Origin of the sequence: Paraburkholderia sp. JPY465 (genome assembly GCF_050436725.1) — a bacterium.
Taxonomy (GTDB): domain Bacteria; phylum Pseudomonadota; class Gammaproteobacteria; order Burkholderiales; family Burkholderiaceae; genus Paraburkholderia; species Paraburkholderia youngii.
Window position 1 is genome coordinate 3,701,184 of sequence record NZ_JBNDMT010000003.1, and the last position, 17,240, is coordinate 3,718,423.

The 17,240-nt window shown below is 61.0% G+C and carries 17 protein-coding genes and 3 pseudogenes; 17 read left to right on the forward strand and 3 right to left on the reverse strand.

The features are described from left to right. The first annotated feature begins 6 nt into the window (after nt 1–6). From rpmD to QFZ94_RS31825, 12 genes and pseudogenes are all read left to right on the forward strand, one after another. Nucleotides 7–189 carry a 50S ribosomal protein L30 gene (gene rpmD, locus QFZ94_RS31770; protein ID WP_429461701.1) on the forward strand — a complete coding sequence of 61 codons (183 nt, stop codon included), beginning with the start codon at nt 7–9 and terminating at the stop codon, nt 187–189. A gap of 29 nt (nt 190–218) precedes the next feature. Further along, nucleotides 219–653, forward strand: a complete 435-nt coding sequence (gene rplO / locus QFZ94_RS31775) for a 50S ribosomal protein L15 (protein WP_368584393.1) — start codon at nt 219–221, stop codon at nt 651–653. 46 nt (nt 654–699) lie between these two features. After that, nucleotides 700–2,046 carry a preprotein translocase subunit SecY gene (secY, locus tag QFZ94_RS31780; RefSeq protein WP_013090753.1) on the forward strand — a complete coding sequence of 449 codons (1,347 nt, stop codon included), beginning with the start codon at nt 700–702 and terminating at the stop codon, nt 2,044–2,046. A gap of 8 nt (nt 2,047–2,054) precedes the next feature. After that, nucleotides 2,055–2,273, forward strand: a complete 219-nt coding sequence (gene infA, locus QFZ94_RS31785) for a translation initiation factor IF-1 (protein WP_004521905.1) — start codon at nt 2,055–2,057, stop codon at nt 2,271–2,273. A gap of 20 nt (nt 2,274–2,293) precedes the next feature. Further along, nucleotides 2,294–2,410 carry a 50S ribosomal protein L36 gene (rpmJ, locus tag QFZ94_RS31790; protein WP_004199844.1) on the forward strand — a complete coding sequence of 39 codons (117 nt, stop codon included), beginning with the start codon at nt 2,294–2,296 and terminating at the stop codon, nt 2,408–2,410. A 41-nt stretch (nt 2,411–2,451) separates the two neighbouring features. Next, nucleotides 2,452–2,817 (forward strand): 30S ribosomal protein S13, encoded by a 366-nt coding sequence (gene rpsM / locus QFZ94_RS31795; protein WP_008923332.1) that lies wholly within the window; start codon nt 2,452–2,454, stop codon nt 2,815–2,817. 28 nt (nt 2,818–2,845) lie between these two features. After that, complete coding sequence (gene rpsK, locus QFZ94_RS31800; RefSeq protein ID WP_006052224.1) at nt 2,846–3,250, forward strand: 30S ribosomal protein S11; 405 nt, start codon at nt 2,846–2,848, stop codon at nt 3,248–3,250. A 147-nt stretch (nt 3,251–3,397) separates the two neighbouring features. Beyond that, on the forward strand, nt 3,398–4,021 hold the full coding sequence (gene rpsD / locus QFZ94_RS31805) for a 30S ribosomal protein S4 (RefSeq protein ID WP_013090752.1): 624 nt from the start codon (nt 3,398–3,400) through the stop codon (nt 4,019–4,021). 124 nt (nt 4,022–4,145) lie between these two features. Next, nucleotides 4,146–5,123 carry a DNA-directed RNA polymerase subunit alpha gene (locus QFZ94_RS31810; RefSeq protein ID WP_040050462.1) on the forward strand — a complete coding sequence of 326 codons (978 nt, stop codon included), beginning with the start codon at nt 4,146–4,148 and terminating at the stop codon, nt 5,121–5,123. A gap of 191 nt (nt 5,124–5,314) precedes the next feature. Beyond that, entirely contained in the window at nt 5,315–5,707 is a 393-nt protein-coding gene (gene rplQ, locus QFZ94_RS31815) for a 50S ribosomal protein L17 (RefSeq protein ID WP_013090750.1), read from the forward strand. Between the two features lie 183 nt (nt 5,708–5,890). Further along, on the forward strand, nt 5,891–6,049 hold the full coding sequence (locus QFZ94_RS31820; RefSeq protein WP_429456375.1) for a hypothetical protein: 159 nt from the start codon (nt 5,891–5,893) through the stop codon (nt 6,047–6,049). Between the two features lie 109 nt (nt 6,050–6,158). Beyond that, a pseudogene (locus tag QFZ94_RS31825) lies at nt 6,159–6,881 on the forward strand (reverse transcriptase domain-containing protein); the annotation flags it as partial. Nucleotides 6,882–7,400: 519 nt separating this feature from the next. On the opposite strand, the pseudogene QFZ94_RS31830 reads toward QFZ94_RS31825, so the two are convergent. After that, nucleotides 7,401–8,549, reverse strand: a pseudogene (locus QFZ94_RS31830) (recombinase family protein); the annotation flags it as partial. 319 nt (nt 8,550–8,868) lie between these two features. Here QFZ94_RS31830 and QFZ94_RS31835 point away from each other — a divergent pair. The 3 genes and pseudogenes from QFZ94_RS31835 to dsbD form a co-directional block, all read left to right on the forward strand. Beyond that, nucleotides 8,869–9,528, forward strand: a pseudogene (locus QFZ94_RS31835) (group II intron maturase-specific domain-containing protein); the annotation flags it as partial. Nucleotides 9,529–9,753: 225 nt separating this feature from the next. Next, complete coding sequence (cutA, locus tag QFZ94_RS31840) at nt 9,754–10,086, forward strand: divalent-cation tolerance protein CutA (RefSeq protein WP_410842521.1); 333 nt, start codon at nt 9,754–9,756, stop codon at nt 10,084–10,086. After that, entirely contained in the window at nt 10,079–11,959 is a 1,881-nt protein-coding gene (gene dsbD, locus QFZ94_RS31845) for a protein-disulfide reductase DsbD (RefSeq protein WP_429461704.1), read from the forward strand. Before cutA ends, dsbD begins: the two co-directional genes overlap by 8 nt. A 127-nt stretch (nt 11,960–12,086) precedes the next feature. On the opposite strand, the gene hemB is transcribed toward dsbD, so the two are convergent. Next, nucleotides 12,087–13,085, reverse strand: a complete 999-nt coding sequence (gene hemB, locus QFZ94_RS31850; protein WP_429461706.1) for a porphobilinogen synthase — start codon at nt 13,083–13,085, stop codon at nt 12,087–12,089. Nucleotides 13,086–13,370: 285 nt separating this feature from the next. After that, nucleotides 13,371–14,033, reverse strand: coding sequence for a ribosome biogenesis GTP-binding protein YihA/YsxC (gene yihA, locus QFZ94_RS31855; RefSeq protein ID WP_410850210.1), 663 nt, complete (start codon nt 14,031–14,033; stop codon nt 13,371–13,373). A 220-nt stretch (nt 14,034–14,253) separates the two neighbouring features. On the opposite strand from yihA, the gene QFZ94_RS31860 reads away from it, so the two are divergent. Both QFZ94_RS31860 and QFZ94_RS31865 read left to right on the forward strand, forming a co-directional pair. Further along, nucleotides 14,254–14,907, forward strand: a complete 654-nt coding sequence (locus QFZ94_RS31860) for a c-type cytochrome (RefSeq protein WP_026228372.1) — start codon at nt 14,254–14,256, stop codon at nt 14,905–14,907. Nucleotides 14,908–15,025: 118 nt separating this feature from the next. Then, nucleotides 15,026–17,236: a cytochrome c biogenesis protein ResB gene (locus QFZ94_RS31865; RefSeq protein WP_429461708.1), complete on the forward strand. Its 2,211-nt coding sequence runs from the start codon at nt 15,026–15,028 to the stop codon at nt 17,234–17,236. Nucleotides 17,237–17,240 lie beyond the last annotated feature (4 nt).

Genomic DNA, 17,240 nt, shown 5'->3' on the forward strand with positions numbered 1-17,240 from the left:
GACACCATGTCTGATAAAACTGTCAAGGTCCTGCTCGTCAAGAGCCTGATCGGCACCCGTGAATCGCACCGCGCAACGGTGCGTGGCTTGGGCCTGCGCCGACTCAACTCGGTTAGCGAGTTGCAGGATACGCCGGCTGTGCGCGGCATGATCAACAAGGTTTCGTACCTCGTTAAGGTCATCAGCTAAGCGGCTGACCAGGACTCAAGGAGTTGATAATGGAATTGAATAACCTGAAGCCGGCTGAAGGCGCGAAGCACGCAAAGCGTCGCGTTGGTCGCGGCATCGGCTCCGGCCTCGGCAAGACCGCTGGCCGTGGTCACAAGGGTCAGAAGTCGCGTTCGGGCGGCTTTCACAAGGTTGGCTTCGAAGGCGGTCAAATGCCACTGCAACGTCGCCTGCCGAAGCGTGGCTTCACCTCGCTGACGAAGGAATTCGTCGGTGAAGTGCGTCTCTCGGATCTGGAGAAGCTGCCGGTCGACGAAATCGATCTGCTGGCTCTCAAGCAAGCCGGCCTGGTCGGCGAACTGATCCGTAGCGCCAAGATCATCGGGACGGGCGAGCTCAAGCGCAAGGTCGTTGTGAAGGGTCTGGGTGCGACGAAGAGCGCACGCGCTGCCATCGAAGCAGCCGGTGGCTCGTTTGCCGAGTAACGCGCAAGTTATTTGCCGTCACTAGCATTTGCATCGGAGAAGGTACTTGGCTAACAGCCCGAGTCTCGCAAAACCCGGTCGCAGCGCGGCGAAGTTTGGCGATCTGCGTCGGCGAGCAGTGTTCCTGCTGCTGGCGCTGGTCGTCTACCGCATCGGCGCGCATATTCCGGTGCCGGGTATTGACCCGGACCAACTGGCGAAGCTGTTCCAAAGCCAGTCGGGCGGCATCCTTGGCATGTTTAACATGTTCTCGGGTGGCGCACTTTCGCGGTTCACCATTTTCGCGTTGGGGATCATGCCGTACATTTCGGCGTCGATCATCATGCAGTTGCTGGCGATTGTCTCGCCGCAACTCGAAGCGCTGAAAAAGGAAGGGCAGGCAGGTCAGCGGAAGATTACGCAATACACGCGGATCTTCACGGTCGTGCTGGCGACATTTCAGGCGTTCGGTATTGCCGTGGCGCTGGAAAATCAGCCTGGCCTCGTGATCGATCCGGGGATGGTATTCCGGTTGACGACGGTCGTGACGCTTGTGACCGGCACGATGTTCCTGATGTGGCTGGGTGAGCAAATCACGGAGCGCGGGCTTGGCAATGGTATCTCGATCATCATTTTTGGCGGTATTGCGGCGGGCTTCCCGAACGCAATCGGTGGTCTCTTTGAACTAGTGCGAACTGGCTCGATGAGTATCATCTCGGCGATTATCGTCGTCGCGCTGATTGCGGCTGTGACGTATCTGGTGGTGTTCATCGAACGCGGCCAGCGCAAGATTCTTGTGAATTACGCAAAGCGGCAGGTAGGCAACAAGATTTACGGCGGCCAGTCTTCTCATTTGCCGCTGAAGCTGAACATGTCGGGCGTGATTCCGCCGATCTTCGCATCGTCGATCATTCTCTTCCCGGCAACTATCCTGAACTGGTTCAGTTCGGGCTCGCGTACCAGCTGGTTCGCAGACACGTTGCACAATGTGGCCGAAGCCCTGAAGCCCGGTCAACCCGTGTACGTGTTGCTGTACGCGTTGGCGATCGTTTTCTTCTGCTTCTTCTACACCGCATTGGTGTTCAACAGCAGGGAAACGGCCGACAACCTGAAAAAGAGTGGCGCTTTCGTCCCTGGCATCCGCCCGGGCGATCAAACGGCGCGATATATCGACCGCATCCTTACGCGTCTCACGCTGGCCGGTGCGATCTACATCGTGTTCGTTTGCCTGCTGCCCGAATTTCTGGTGCTGCGCTGGAACGTGCCGTTTTATTTTGGTGGAACGTCGCTGCTGATCATTGTCGTCGTCACAATGGATTTCATGGCGCAGGTGCAGTCGTACGTTATGTCGCAACAGTATGAATCGCTGCTGAAGAAAGCTAATTTCAAAGGCGGCGGCGTCCCGATGCGTTGAAAGGACTTATGGCCAAAGACGATGTGATCCAGATGCAGGGCGAAGTAATTGAGAACCTGCCTAACGCTACCTTCAGGGTGAAGCTGGAAAACGGCCATGTCGTGTTGGGACACATATCCGGCAAGATGCGGATGCACTACATCCGAATCCTGCCGGGCGACAAGGTGACGGTTGAATTGACGCCTTACGATCTGTCGCGTGCGCGGATCGTGTTCCGGGCGAAGTGATTTGAAAAAAGGGTAATATCATGAAAGTGATGGCATCGGTTAAGCGCATTTGCCGCAATTGCAAGATCATCAAGCGCAAAGGCGTTGTGCGCGTGATTTGCAGCTCTGATCCGCGCCACAAACAGCGTCAAGGCTGAACGCCGCGCTTTTGCTTGCGCTTTTTGTTTGAGGAAAAACAATGGCTCGTATCGCAGGGGTTAACATCCCGAATCACCAGCATACTGAAATCGGCCTGACGGCTATTTACGGTATCGGTCGCACGCGCTCGCGCGACATTTGCGTCGCTGCTGGTGTGGCATTTTCGAAGAAGGTCAAAGACCTGACTGACGCAGACCTCGAAAAGCTGCGTGAAGAAGTCGGCAAGTTCATCGTTGAAGGCGATCTGCGCCGTGAAACGACGATGAACATCAAGCGCCTGATGGATCTCGGCTGCTATCGTGGCGTGCGGCATCGTAAGGGTCTACCCCTGCGCGGCCAGCGTACGCGTACGAATGCCCGTACGCGCAAGGGTCCGCGTCGTGCAGCGCAATCGCTGAAGAAGTAAGCGGAACTGACAGTTACAGGAAAACGTAATGGCTAAGGCTTCGAACAACTCCGCGGCGCAACGCGTTCGCAAGAAGGTCAAGAAGAACGTCGCCGAGGGCGTGGTTCACGTTCACGCGTCGTTCAACAACACCATCATCACGATCACCGACCGTCAAGGCAACGCGCTTGCCTGGGCAACGTCGGGTGGTCAGGGCTTCAAGGGTTCGCGTAAGTCGACTCCTTTTGCAGCTCAGGTCGCAGCTGAATCGGCTGGCCGCGTGGCGATGGAATACGGCGTGAAGAACCTCGAAGTGCGGATCAAGGGCCCCGGTCCTGGCCGCGAATCGGCGGTGCGCGCGTTGCATGGTCTTGGGATCAAGATCACCGCGATCTCCGACGTGACGCCGGTCCCGCACAACGGCTGCCGTCCGCCGAAGCGTCGTCGTATCTAAGACGACGGTTTCGCGAGCGCCTGTTGCCGCCTTGCGCGGCGGCGGGCTGCGCGCATTATTTAAATGACTAAGCCCACCGTTCGAACCAAAGGGTTCGGACTAGCGCGAGTGGAAGCATTCGCGTGATAAATCACAGAAGGAATCAACGTGGCACGTTATATCGGCCCCAAGGCCAAGCTGTCCCGCCGTGAAGGCACTGACCTCTTCCTGAAGAGCGCACGCCGCTCGCTCGCTGACAAGTGCAAGCTGGACAGCAAGCCCGGCCAGCACGGCCGTACCTCGGGCGCGCGTACGTCCGACTATGGCACGCAGCTGCGCGAGAAGCAAAAAGTAAAGCGTATCTACGGTGTCCTCGAGCGCCAGTTCCGTCGCTACTTCGCTGAAGCAGACCGTCTGAAGGGCAACACGGGTGAAAACCTGCTGCAACTGCTCGAGTCGCGTCTGGACAACGTCGTGTATCGGATGGGCTTCGGCTCGACGCGTGCTGAAGCACGTCAGCTGGTCGGCCACAAGGCGATCACGGTGAACGGCGTCGTGACGAACATCCCGTCGATGCAAGTCAAGGCTGGCGACGTCGTCGCCGTGCGCGAACAGAAGCGCAAGCAGGCTCGCATCATCGAGGCGTTGTCGCTCGCTGAACAAGGCGGCATGCCGAGCTGGGTTGCGGTCGACGCGAAGAAGTTCGAAGGTACCTTCAAGCAGAAACCGGAACGCAGCGACATCGCTGGCGACATCAACGAAAGCCTGATCGTCGAATTGTATTCGCGGTAATCGGATTGACGGCCGGGGCGCCCTGATTGCGTTGCGCAAGGGGGCGTCTCGGCTGTTTATTTTCAGGTTGTTACCGGTCAGCCTTATCGGTGTAACGAGCCGAGGGTATTGAAAAGGAAAACCTATGCAAACCAGTTTGTTGAAGCCCAAGATCATTGCAGTTGAATCGCTTGGCGAGAGCCACGCGAAAGTGGTCATGGAACCGTTTGAACGCGGTTATGGCCACACCTTGGGTAACGCGCTTCGGCGCGTGCTGTTGTCGTCGATGGTTGGCTATGCCCCGACCGAGGTGACGATTGCAGGCGTCGTGCACGAGTACTCGACGCTCGACGGTGTGCAAGAGGATGTGGTCAACCTGTTGTTGAACCTGAAGGGCGTCGTCTTCAAGCTGCATAACCGTGACGAAGTGACGGTTACGCTGCGCAAGGAAGGCGAAGGCGTGGTTACCGCCGGCGATATCGAACTCGCACACGATTGTGAAGTAATCAATCCGGATCACGTGATTGCGCATCTGTCGAAGGGTGGCAAGCTCGACGTGCAGATTAAGATTGAAAAGGGCCGCGGCTATGTGCCGGGCAATGTGCGTCGCTACGGTGAAGAGTCGGCCAAGATCATCGGCCGAATCGTGCTGGACGCGTCGTTTTCGCCGGTTCGTCGCGTGAGCTACGCGGTCGAAAGCGCTCGCGTCGAGCAGCGCACCGACCTCGACAAGCTCGTGATGAACATCGAAACCAACGGTGTGATTTCGCCGGAAGAAGCGATCCGCCAATCGGCGCGCATTCTGGTCGATCAGCTGTCGGTCTTCGCGGCGCTGGAAGGCACCGAAGCAGCGGCGGAAGCGCCGTCGCGCGCACCGCAGATCGATCCGATCCTGCTGCGCCCGGTCGACGATCTGGAACTGACGGTTCGTTCCGCGAACTGCCTGAAGGCCGAGAACATCTACTACATCGGCGACCTGATCCAGCGTACCGAGAACGAGCTGCTCAAGACTCCGAATCTGGGTCGCAAGTCGCTGAATGAGATCAAGGAAGTTCTGGCATCGCGCGGACTGACGCTCGGCATGAAGCTCGAGAACTGGCCGCCGGCAGGTCTCGACAAGTAAGCGGACAACTCGGTCGGGTGTAACCCGCGAATTGCACTGCTGCACTAGACTGGCAAAGACGCGGATTTTCCTTTAAAATCCGCGTCTTGTCTTTTTTAACTACCGGCCCGTGCGCTCACTGTGTGCTGCCAATGCTGCAGAACGAGTGCGATAGAAGAGCTGGACCAAAACTTTGAACTGAAGGAATTAACATGCGTCACCGTCATGGTCTGCGGAAACTGAACCGCACGAGCAGCCACCGTCTGGCAATGCTCCGTAACATGTCCAACTCGCTGATCGAGCACGAAGTCATCAAGACCACCCTGCCGAAGGCGAAGGAACTCCGTAAAGTCGTCGAGCCGTTGATCACGCTCGGCAAGAAGCCGTCGCTCGCAAACCGTCGTCTGGCTTTCAACCGCCTGCGCGACCGTGACTCGGTCACGAAGCTGTTCGACGTGCTCGGCCCGCGCTACGCAAACCGTCCGGGCGGTTACCTGCGCGTGCTGAAGTTCGGCTTCCGCGTCGGTGACAACGCGCCGATGGCACTGGTCGAACTGCTCGACCGTCCGGAAGTTGAAGAAACGGAAGTGCAAGAAGCTGAGTAAGCTTTTTGGTTTCGACGAAAAGCCAGGCGCATCGCCTGGCTTTTTTGTTTCGTGCGCCCAGCATGGGCGCATTCCTGCGGGTGTAAGTCCCGCCATAAGCTGGTCACAGCGAATGAAGTGAAGCGCAACTGCACGAGGGCGACCGGATGTGGGGAGGAAGCGTGGAGCGTAAATCGCGAGCCGATGAACAAGAACCGTATAGAAGGCGCTGCCGAGCAGGGCGAGCGGGCGAAAAACCGCGAAGCTCTCGTGACCAAGGTGAAGTGGCGTAGATGCGGCGGTTGTGCGATGAAGGAGTGCGTTCTTACCTGGGGAGGCCTCGCCTCATGCCTGAAAGGGTGACGGCGTCGAGCCGGAGCGAGGAGTCAGCAGAGGCCGTAGTAGTCACAGGACAGGTCGATGAGTCCGAAGCTGGTGACGAAGGGCCAAACGGGAAGGAGTGTCCAGCGTCATGTCGATGCGACAGGTACTGCGTCAGAAGCCCGTGCAAGCGGGGCGAGCGGGAGGCACACGCGGTGAAGCTGCGTCTATGCCCGTGAGCGACGAAGCCTGTTGCCCGCGCCATGAATCCGGGGACACAGGGTCAGCGCTGCTGATGGCGGCGCTGACGAGAGAGAACCTGAAGCAGGCATTCAAACGGGTACGGGCCAACAAGGGAGCCGCTGGCGTGGACGGTCTGGACATTGACCAGACGTCGCGCCATCTGGTGACGGCGTGGCCGGCGATCCGTGAACAGTTGCTGAAGGGGACGTACCGGCCCAGCCCGGTACGGCGGGTGACGATCCCGAAACCGGACGGAAGCGAGCGCGAGCTTGGCATCCCGACGGTGACGGACCGGCTGATCCAGCAGGCGCTGCTGCAGGTGCTGCAACCGGTTCTGGACCCCACCTTCAGCGCGCACAGCTATGGTTTCCGGCCCGGACGGCGTGCGCACGATGCGGTGCTTGCCGCGCAGTCGTACGTGCAGTCGGGCCGGCGAATCGTGGTGGACGTTGATCTGGAGAAGTTCTTCGACCGGGTCAACCACGACATCCTGATCGACCGTCTACAGAAACGTATTGGGGACGCCGGGGTGATCCGGCTGATCCGGGCGTATCTGACGAGCGGCATCATGGATGGCGGTGTGGTTCAGCAGCGCGAACAGGGCACGCCGCAGGGCGGGCCGCTTACGCCGCCTACAATGTTGCATACTTTTCTCTCCTGCGTCTGAGTCGGTCGAATTTTCGCTGCCGCGAACCGGCGGTTGCGGATCGACACGGAACACGACGACGATCTCGTCCTTGTGGATTTCTACGCGCTTGACCAGGCCCAGAACGATCTTGCGTTTCGTTTCAAGATCAATCGCATCCAGCTTTTCAGTGACGGCGGCTGCAAACTCCTCAAGCCGGTTAATGACGAGAAACAGCTCGCTTTGCATCGCGCCGTGGCGCCGTGATTCCTGGATCTGCTGTTCAATCTGTGCGAGCCGACTCTTCAACTGCTGCATCCTTGGCTCGAAGTCAGCCTTGTCGATGATACCGTCGGAGTAGCCGTCGATCAGTCGCGATTTGCTCTTTTGGAGCTGAAGCCGCTGCTTTTCCAGACTGCCGGTATCGAAGCCGCGCTTTTCGCTACGCTCCATCACGTCGAGTCGACGTTCATACTCTTCTTTCAGTCGATCGGGATGCCTGAGCAATTCCACAACCTGATGCCATACCAGCTCATCGAGCTTGTCTGTCCGTACCTGCAGGTTGTCGCAGATACGTTCGCCGCCGAACCGGTAGGCGTCGGTTCCAACGCAGCGGTAATAGGCATAGTCTCGATGATGTCCCTTGGCCGCCGACTTGCTCACTTTCTTCGCGTAGTAGGCGTAACGGCACTGCCCACAAACAGTGAGCCCCTGCAGCAGGCGAAGCGGCGCATTATCCCGGCGCTGGCGTGCCAGCTTGCGGTTCTCGGCAAGCTGCTCCTGAACGATTTCGAACAGTGCTTCGCTGACGATTGCTGGCACCGGAATTTCGATCCACTGCTGCCGGTCCGCGCGTTTCGCTGAATACGGTTTCCTGGGCACGCAGGCGCTGTGACGCTGGGCACGCACGCGCACCTGATGATCGCACGCCTGCGTTTTGCCAAACGCAGCCCGCCCCATGTACGCCGGATTACGCAAGATGCCCCATACCACGCTGCGGTCCCAGTACGGCTTGCCCGATGCCGTCACGGTACCGGCCTCGCCAAGCCGACGTATCACTTCTCCGAGGCTCAGGCGCTCCAGCCCGACCCACTCGAAGATCGCTTTCACCGTGGCGGCTTGCGGCAGTTCGATGACGTACCGGGCTGGCGTCCCGTCGAGCTGTCTTCGGATATAGCGGTAGCCGTAAGGCGCCCCTGATAGCACGTTGACGGTACCGCGTTTCGCGCCGTGAAGCTTGCCGCGGCGGTGACGCTCTGCGATTTTTGCCCGCTCGTACTCCGCTATCATGCCCTGCATCTGCAGCAGCAGTGATTCTTCCGGCGTCGTGCCAATTGCATGATTGAGAAACACGACCTGTACGCCGCACGAGGAGAATTCCTCCATCAACAGGGCCTGGTGCGCATATTTGCGCGCCAGGCGGTCTGGCGCGAGGATGTACAGCCGATCGACCGTCCCGAGCGCGGCGGCGTCGCGCAGGCGCTCCAATTGCGGCCTGACCAGCGTTGCACCGCTCACCCCGGCATCGACGAAGCACATGTCCTCCACAATCTGCGCCCCGTCGGCCTGAATTCGTTCTTTCAATGCAGCGATCTGGCTGTCTATCGTGCCGCGTTTGCTTTGCTGCTCGGATGACACGCGCGCGTAAAGCGCGACCATGGCAACGTTGCTCATCGTTTCCCTCGCTTCATCGCTTTCGCCGTTGCTGGCCTTGCATCCGATGCGCGCCTCGTGCTTCGGGCATCAATCGGACTGAGCTGATCATAGGCCTTCTCCAGTTGTTCGCTGGAATAGCGGTTCGGCTCGAAAGCGAGACGCACTCGCCAGTGTTTGCGTCGTCCCCGTGTCATCGACTGGGCTCCCGGTTAGCGGGAGCAACGGCCTCAAGCACGAGAACCGCATTACTGGCAGGACATTCTCTGGACCATGGCGCCAGACACTCCCTCGATATGCGAAGGCCCCATCTTACCCGCGAGTTTGCTATGTTGTTGCCGGGGCTCTATCGCCGTTGCTGGCCAACGTGTTGCTCGACGAGGTGGACAAGGAACTGGAGCGGCGCGGTCACTGCTTCGCGCGCTATGCCGACGACGCGAACGTGTACGTTCGCAGTCGGCGCGCGGGCGAACGGGTGATGGCGTTGCTGCGGCGGCTGTACGGGCGACTGCGTTTGAAGGTCAACGAGACCAAAAGCGCAGTGGCCAGCGTGTTTGGACGCAAGTTCCTGGGCTACAGCTTCTGGGTGGCACCCGGACGCGAGGTCAAGCGCCGCGTGGCGGACAAACCGCTGGCGACGTTTCGGCAACGCATCCGGGAACTGACCGCTCGTTCATGCGGGCGCAGCCTGCGGGAAGTGGTGCGACAGGTACGCGCGTACCTGCTGGGCTGGAAGGCGTACTTCCGTCTGGCGCAGACACCGAAGGTCTGGCGTGAGCTGGACAAGTGGTTGCGTCACCGACTGCGCGCAATCCAGCTCAAGCAGTGGAAGCGCGGTACGACGATGTACCGCGAACTGCGCGCGATGGGCGCCGCCGTTGATGTGGCGCGACGGGTGGCGGCCAACGGCCGTCGCTGGTGGCGCAACAGCGGCAGGCTGCTAAGCAGACTGTTCACGGTGGCGTGGTTCGACCGGCTGGGTTTGCCCCGTCTCTCATGACCTCAACTTCCCGAACCGCCCGGTGCGGACCCGCATGCCGGGTGGTGTGGCAGGGGCGCAGCCCGATGGCTGCCCCCTATGCCGATTGTCGGCGATTTTTTCATCGATGCCGAAAGCCGTGTCGCGGTGACCAAATGCCGCGGCCGCGCCGCGGGGCGCTCTGCGGGGCGACATGGCCAGGTGATACGATATCGGGATCGAAATCCTGCGCCGCCGGAGCCTGGTGTGAGTGTGAATGTGACCTTGGTGCTGACGACGGTGCCGGATGTGGCCGTCGCGGAAAAGCTCGCCGCCGACGCGCTCGCCGCGCGCCTTTGTGCATGCGTCACGCAGCTGGGCAGCGTGCATTCGAGCTATCACTGGCAGGGCGCGATCGAAACCGCGCAGGAAATCCAGTTGCTGTTCAAGACCAGCGCCGCTCGCGCGCTCGAATTGGAACAATACCTTCAGGCTCACCATCCCTACGACACGCCGGAAATACTCTCCTGGCAAGCGACGGCCTCGGCCGCCTACGGCCAGTGGATCACTGCTGAAACCCAACGCCCTCTTCATGTTTAACGGTCTCGACCAGCGCGCGCGCGCTGCGCTGCGCACTGCATTCTTTCTGCTCAGCTGCGCGTTCCTCGCGCAATTCGCCACGCTCGCACGGGCCGCGGACGACTTCCTCGACCCGTCGGTCGCATTCCGGTTCAGTGCGACCGAGCAGCCCGGGCAAGTCGTCGTCACATACAAGATTGCGGACGGTTACTACATGTACCGCGAGCGCTTCGCTTTCGCGACCCGGAATGGCACCGCGACGCTTGGCGAGCCTCAACTGCCCGACGGTCACGTGAAGTTCGATCAGACGTTCAACAAGAATGTCGAGACGTATCGCAACGAGCTGACGATTCATATTCCGGTCAAGCAGGCTGCCGGACCGTTCGATCTCGCGGTGACGTCGCAGGGCTGCGCCGACGCTGGCATCTGCTACCCCCCGATGGAGCGCGTTTATCACGTGAGCGGCGTGGCGCTGCAGTCGGCTGGCGGCGCGGCAGCGGGTCCAACCGCGCAACAATCCGCGCACACTGAGGACGAGCCGTGGTACGAACGTGCGACCAGCGCCGACTACGCGCAGACGCTGCTACAGCGAGGCGGTTTCTTTGCGATCGTAGGGCTTTATTTTGTTGCGGGCGCAATTCTGAGCCTGCTGCCGTGCTCGTATCCGATGATTCCGATCCTGTCTGCGATCATCATCGGTGAGGGGGCGCGCGTCACACGTGGGCGTGGTTTCGCGCTGTCGCTCGCATATGTAATCGGGATGGCGCTCGTCTACACGGTGCTGGGCGTCGCGGCGGCACTCGTCGGGCAGAGTCTCGGCGCATGGCTGCAGAATCCGTGGGTGCTCGGCGCGTTCGGCGGCCTTCTGACGATTTTCGCGCTGCTGCTGATCGCTGGTGTGGATCTCGAACTGCCGCCGCGCTGGCGCGATCGGATGTCGAGCGTGTCAGCGGGACGCTCGGGCGGCAAATTTACCGCGGTCGCCGTGATGGGCGCGCTGTCGGCGCTGGTTGTCGGCGCCTGCATGACCGCGCCGCTTTTCGCGGTGCTCGCGTTCATCGCGCACACCGGCAATGCCGTGCTCGGTGGCGCGGCGCTGTTCTCGATGGGGATCGGCCTCGGGCTGCCGCTACTGATCATCGGCCTCGGCGCGGGCACGCTGCTGCCGCGCGCGGGCAAGTGGATGGACAGCGTAAAGGTGTTTTTCGGCGTGGTTCTGCTCGCCGCGGCGCTGTGGATCATTTGGCCGGTGCTCGGCGGCCCGGCGACGATGCTGTTGAGTGCCCTCTGGCTGCTGATCGCTGCGGTCGCCCTCGGCCTGTTTTTCAGGTCGGCCGCGGGTGGCTCGATATGGCACCGGCTAGGCCGGTCGGTCGGCGTCGTGATGGCGGTCTGGGCGGCCGCGCTTGTGATTGGCCTCGCCGCGGGATCATCGGACCCACTGCGCCCGCTGGCCGTGCTCGCTGCTCGCGCCGGCAGTCAGGCGGGCATCGCGAAAGATGGTTCTAGCGAGGCCGCAACGGCGTCGCAAAGCGATTTGACGTTCGCACCGGTTCGTTCATCGGCGCAGCTTGACCAGGCCGTCAAAACGGCGGCACAGCCTGCCATGCTCGATTTTTACGCGGACTGGTGCGTGAGCTGCAGGGAAATGGAGAAATTCACCTTCAGCGACCCGCGCGTTCAGGCGAAGCTGAAGCAGATGAATCTGCTGCGCGCCGACGTCACTGCGAACAATACCGACGATCAGGCGCTGCTCAAGCGCTTCAACCTGTTCGGGCCGCCGGGGATTATTTTCTTCGATCAGGATGGCAAGGAGGTGCTGCGGGTGGTCGGCTACGAATCGGCGGATAAATTCCTGCGCACACTGGATCGAGCGAGCGCGTCGGGGGTGTAATCGAACGCCGGGGGGGCGTTGCAGGCCGCGGCGGCGAGAATGAGCAGCACAAAAAAACGGAGGCGAAACCCTAAGGTTCGCCTCCGTTTTCTTCTCACGGCAGCCGCGTGCCAAGCCTCGTGCTGATTTATTTCTGCGAACGCAGGATCTTCGCGGCATCTAGCGCGAAATACGTCAGCACGCCGTCCGCGCCGGCACGCTTGAACGCCAGCAGCGATTCCATCATGACCTTGTCGTGATCGAGCCAGCCGTTCTGCGCGGCGGCCTTCAGCATCGCGTATTCGCCGCTTACCTGGTACACGTAGGTAGGAAACTGGAACTCGTCCTTCACGCGACGCACGATGTCCAGATACGGCATGCCCGGTTTGACCATCACCATGTCCGCGCCTTCATTGATGTCGGCCTGCACTTCGCGCAGCGCCTCGTTCGAATTGGCCGGGTCCATCTGGTAGGTCATCTTGTTGCTCTTGCCGAGGTTCGTCGCGGAACCGACGGCATCGCGGAACGGGCCGTAGAACGCTGAAGCGTACTTCGCCGCGTACGCCATGATGCGCGTGTGGACGTGGTCCTCGCTCTCGAGCATTTCGCGGATCGCACCAATGCGGCCGTCCATCATGTCCGACGGCGCGACGATATCGACCCCGGCTTCCGCCTGCGCACGCGCCTGCTCGACGAGGATCTCGACGGTCTCGTCGTTCATCACGTAGCCAGCTTCGTCGAGCACGCCGTCCTGACCGTGGCTCGTGTACGGATCGAGCGCGACGTCGGTGAGTACGCCGAGCTCCGGAAAATTCTTCTTCAATTCACGCACCGCGCGCGGGATCAAACCCGCCGGGTTGGCCGCTTCGCGGCCGTCGGGCGTCTTCAGCGAGGGCTCGATCGCGGGAAACAGCGACAGCACCGGCACGCCCAGTTCGACGCACTGCTCCGCGACGCCCATGAGCAGATCGACCGACACGCGCTCGACGCCCGGCATCGACGGCACGGCTTGTCGAACGTTGGTGCCTTCGACGATGAATACGGGGTAGATCAGGTCGTTAGTGGTGAGGATGTTTTCGCGCATCATGCGGCGCGAGAAGTCGTCACGGCGCATGCGGCGCGGACGGTAGTGCGGGTAGAAGCTCATATCGAATCGAAGATCGTGGATAGGTGGAGTGGACAAACGGCACCTGGCTCCGCTCCCGGAAACTTTTCGAGACAATGGTATATCATACCGATCGAGCAAGGCGCCTAGCGCTGACCTCCCCGCTTCTCCTCCCTGAGCGGGTGCCTGTCGTTTTTCGATTAGGCTGTTTGACCCGCCGTTCAAGCGGCGGGTTTTTTTATGGGTGGCCAGAAATGCGCTCTGATACGGGTATTCAATGCGACTCCCGCGTCACACGCGCGGCGGGACTCGGGCATCGACAGTGACTCAGCCCGCGGCCGGCTTTTCACCTGCTTCGTCCACTGCGCCCGGGATCAGCCAGCTCTCGATCAGTTCATGCGCTTCGTCTAGGCCCGTGCGTTTGAGCGCGGAAAAGAGCTGTGCGCTCAACTCACCGCGATAGCCCGCCGCCCGATATTCGGCGAGTCCCTTCTGCGCGGTGCGCAATGCGTTCGTGCTTTCCTGCCGCGTCAATTTGTCGCATTTGGTGAGCAGCGTATGGATCGGCTTGCCGGTCGGCGCGAACCACTCGATCATGCGTCGATCGAGATCCGTCAGTGGGCGGCGCGAATCCATCATCAGGATCATGCCGCGCAGTTGCGAGCGCGATTGCAGATACGAAGACAGCAGCGCTTCCCAGTGCGCCTTCGCCGCTCCCGGCACTTCCGCATAGCCGTAGCCCGGCAGGTCGACCAGATAGCCGGCCGGTTCATCCGGCTTGCCAACCGAAAAATAATTGATGTGCTGCGTGCGGCCAGGCGTCTTACTCGCGAACGCGAGTCGCTTCTGATTGCAGAGCACGTTGATCGCCGTCGACTTGCCTGCGTTCGAGCGTCCCGCGAAAGCGATCTCGGGCTGCGCGGTGGCCGGCAGGTCACGCAGATGATTGACGGTGGTATAGAAGCGGGATTCGTGGAGCAGGAAGGGCATGGTGGAAGCCAGATTGGAGACGCCGCGGGGCCCGCAGCGGGAACGGGGTCAAGCCCGACTGGCGTCTAAGCGATTAGCGAGTTATTGTACAATACGATGGTTTACTGAATACCTTGGGAGCCCGCCCCACGTGCCTTGGCGGCTCCTGGCGGTCACTCGGTCGCCGTCGTCGTACTTTGCAGAACCTCTAAAATCCCACAAGACGAGACAGGGTGTGCGAATGAATCGACTGTGCAAGACTCTGATGGTGCTTCATGTAACGGCAGGTCTTTCAGGTTTGGCAATTCAGGCACGAGCAGCAGATCCGGCAAAGCCGGACATCAATCGGGGGCAGGCAATCGCGGTACAAGTGTGCGCGTCATGTCACGGGGCAGACGGCAACAGTGCCGGCGGTGCATATCCGAAGCTGGCGGGCCAGCATCCGGAGTATCTCGTCAAGCAGCTCAGAGATTTCAAGACGCAACCGGGCGCCAAACAGGCCGCGCGCAATAATGCGATCATGGCAGGCATGGCTGCCGCGCTCTCCGATCAGGACATGATCAACGTTGCGGCTTACTTCTCGACGCAGACACCCAAGCCGGGCTATGCGCACAATAAGAACACGGTCGCGGTGGGGCAGCAGATCTATCGCGGCGGGATTGCCGACCGGGGCGTGCCGGCCTGCGCGGCCTGCCACGGCCCCACGGGACAGGGCATTCCGATCCAGTATCCGCGCCTGTCGGGACAGTGGGCCGAGTACTCGGTGACGCAGCTGACCGCGTTCACGCAAGGTCCGGGCGCTCGTAATAACAGCGACGCGATGCATGCGATAGCATCACGTTTGTCGGACAACGAGATCAAGGCGGTTGCCGACTACATCGCGGGTCTGCATTAAGCGGTTCGCCTGCGCGAGTCCAACCGGCCCGGCGAGGTCGGTGAAAAACAAGAAAAGGGTGAGGGTGTCGTAGCTGCGACAGCCCTTCACCCTTTTTTGCTGTTCAGTCGGAGTTTGAATGAGCGTCACCACGTCGGGTCTGCAGTCGAAGTCGGGCAATCGCGTCATGCGCAGCACCATCGAGCTCCTGAGCTCCATGCGTTTCGCCATTGCGCTGCTCGTGATTCTGTCGATCGCCAGCATCATCGGTACCGTCCTCACGCAGGACGATCCATATCCCAACTACGTCAACCAGTTCGGTCCGTTCTGGGCGGACATCTTCCGCGCGCTGAGCCTGTACACGGTGTACAGCTCGTGGTGGTTCATGCTGATTCTTGGCTTCCTGATGGTGTCGGTGTCGCTATGCGTGATCCGCAATGCGCCGAAGATGCTCGCCGATGCGAAGAGCTGGAAGGACAAGGTTCGCGAAGGCAGCCTGCGTGCGTTCCATCACAAGGGCGAGTTCGCCGTGCACGGCACGCGCGCGCAGACTGCGGCAGTGCTCGCGAAACTGTCGGCGAAGCTCGGCTACAAGTTCGTCACGCGTGAGTCGGACGGCGCGACGCTGATCGCCGCGAAGCGTGGCGCGCTGACGAAGTTCGGCTACATCTCCGCGCACATCGCGATCGTCGTGATCTGCCTCGGCGGCCTGCTCGACAGCAATCTGCCGATCAAGCTGCAAATGTGGCTGTTCGACAAGTCGCCGATCAACTCGAACACCGCGATCAACGAGATTTCGCCCGACCATCGGCTGTCGGAGTCGAACCCGACGTTCCGCGGCTACGCGTGGGTGCCCGAGGGGCAGCACGTGTCGACCGCGATCCTGAATCAGCCCAACGGTTCGCTGATCCAGGACCTGCCGTTTTCGATCGAACTGAACAAGTTCATCGTCGATTACTACACGACCGGCATGCCGAAGCTGTTCGCGAGCGACATCGTCGTGGTCGATCACAAGACCGGCGCGCGCGTGCCGGCGCGCGTCGAGGTCAACAAGCCGTTCGAATACGACGGCGTGTCGATTTATCAATCGAGCTTCCAGGATGGCGGCTCGCAGATGCAGATGACCGCCTTCCCGATGTCCGGCCCGAGCGCGAAGCCCGCGCCGTTTGGCGGCACGATCGGCGGCAGCGCGCCGCTGAGCTCCGCCACGCCGCTCGCCGATGGCCAGACCGTCGAATTCACGGACTTCCGCGCGATCAACGTCGAAAACATCTCGAACGCCAATGGCCAGAACGATGCGCGCGGGGTCGCCGCGCAGCACTCGCTGAAGGAAGCGTTCGACGAGCGTCTCGGCTCCGGCGCGAAATCCTCGAAGCCGCTCGATCTGCACAACGTCGGCCCGTCGGTGCAATACAAGATTCGCGGCAAGGACGGCCAGGCGCGCGAGTACAACAACTACATGCTGCCCGTCGACGTCAACGGCGAGAAGATGTTCCTCGCCGGCATGCGCCTGAATCCAGACGATCCGTTCCGCTACCTGCGAATTCCCGCCGACAGCGGCGGCACGCTGAAGGAATGGATGAACCTGCGCGCCACGCTCGAAGACCCGAACCAACGCGCCATCGCCGCTCATCAGTTTGCGCAGCGCTCGGTGCCAGGCTCGAACGCGGAGTTGCAGCAGCATCTGGAGGAAAGCGCGTTGCGCGTGCTGACCCTTTTTGCGGGCGCGGACGCCAGCGTGAAGATGCCGAACGGCGAAACGCTCGGCGGCTTCCAGGCGGTGGCTGGCTTTATCGACCGCTCGGTACCGAAGGGCGAGCAGGAAAAGGCCGCGGGCTTGCTGCTTCGGATGCTCGAAGGCGTCACATGGGACTTGTGGCAACTGTCGCGCCAGCGGCTCGGCGAGCCCGCCGCGCCGGCCAATGCCGACACGAGCCGCTTCATCCAAAGTTCGCTTAATGCGATATCCGACAGCTTTCTGTATGGATCGCCGGTCTATTTGCAGCTTGACTCATTCAAGCAGGTGCAAGCTTCGGTATTTCAGTTGACGCGCGCGCCGGGCAAAAAAGTCGTGTATCTTGGCAGCCTGCTTCTCGTATTGGGCATCTTCTCGATGTTCTACGTCCGCGAACGCCGTCTGTGGTTCTGGCTGAAGGATACGGACCACGGCACGAACGTCGTGATGGCGATGTCGAGCGCGCGTAAGACGCTAGACTTCGAGAAGGAGTTCGTCCAGACGCGCGACGCCGTGAGCGCCGCACTGGGCGCGAAACTCATCGACGCAGCCGATGCCAGCCCGGCCGCTCAGGCCGCAGCCCCGTCGGCAAGCTCACAGGATTCGACCCGGTAAGATC

Coding starts and splice junctions, on each gene's coding strand:
- QFZ94_RS31810 (WP_040050462.1), top strand. CDS start 4,146: ATGCAAACCAGTTTGTTGAAGCCCAAGATCATTGCAGTTGAATCGCTT.
- rplO (WP_368584393.1), top strand. CDS start 219: ATGGAATTGAATAACCTGAAGCCGGCTGAAGGCGCGAAGCACGCAAAG.
- rpsM (WP_008923332.1), top strand. CDS start 2,452: ATGGCTCGTATCGCAGGGGTTAACATCCCGAATCACCAGCATACTGAA.
- QFZ94_RS31820 (WP_429456375.1), top strand. CDS start 5,891: ATGAACAAGAACCGTATAGAAGGCGCTGCCGAGCAGGGCGAGCGGGCG.
- rpmJ (WP_004199844.1), top strand. CDS start 2,294: ATGAAAGTGATGGCATCGGTTAAGCGCATTTGCCGCAATTGCAAGATC.
- QFZ94_RS31865 (WP_429461708.1), top strand. CDS start 15,026: ATGAGCGTCACCACGTCGGGTCTGCAGTCGAAGTCGGGCAATCGCGTC.
- hemB (WP_429461706.1), bottom strand. CDS start 13,085: ATGAGCTTCTACCCGCACTACCGTCCGCGCCGCATGCGCCGTGACGAC.
- rpmD (WP_429461701.1), top strand. CDS start 7: ATGTCTGATAAAACTGTCAAGGTCCTGCTCGTCAAGAGCCTGATCGGC.
- yihA (WP_410850210.1), bottom strand. CDS start 14,033: ATGCCCTTCCTGCTCCACGAATCCCGCTTCTATACCACCGTCAATCAT.
- dsbD (WP_429461704.1), top strand. CDS start 10,079: ATGTTTAACGGTCTCGACCAGCGCGCGCGCGCTGCGCTGCGCACTGCA.
- rplQ (WP_013090750.1), top strand. CDS start 5,315: ATGCGTCACCGTCATGGTCTGCGGAAACTGAACCGCACGAGCAGCCAC.
- QFZ94_RS31860 (WP_026228372.1), top strand. CDS start 14,254: ATGAATCGACTGTGCAAGACTCTGATGGTGCTTCATGTAACGGCAGGT.
- rpsK (WP_006052224.1), top strand. CDS start 2,846: ATGGCTAAGGCTTCGAACAACTCCGCGGCGCAACGCGTTCGCAAGAAG.
- infA (WP_004521905.1), top strand. CDS start 2,055: ATGGCCAAAGACGATGTGATCCAGATGCAGGGCGAAGTAATTGAGAAC.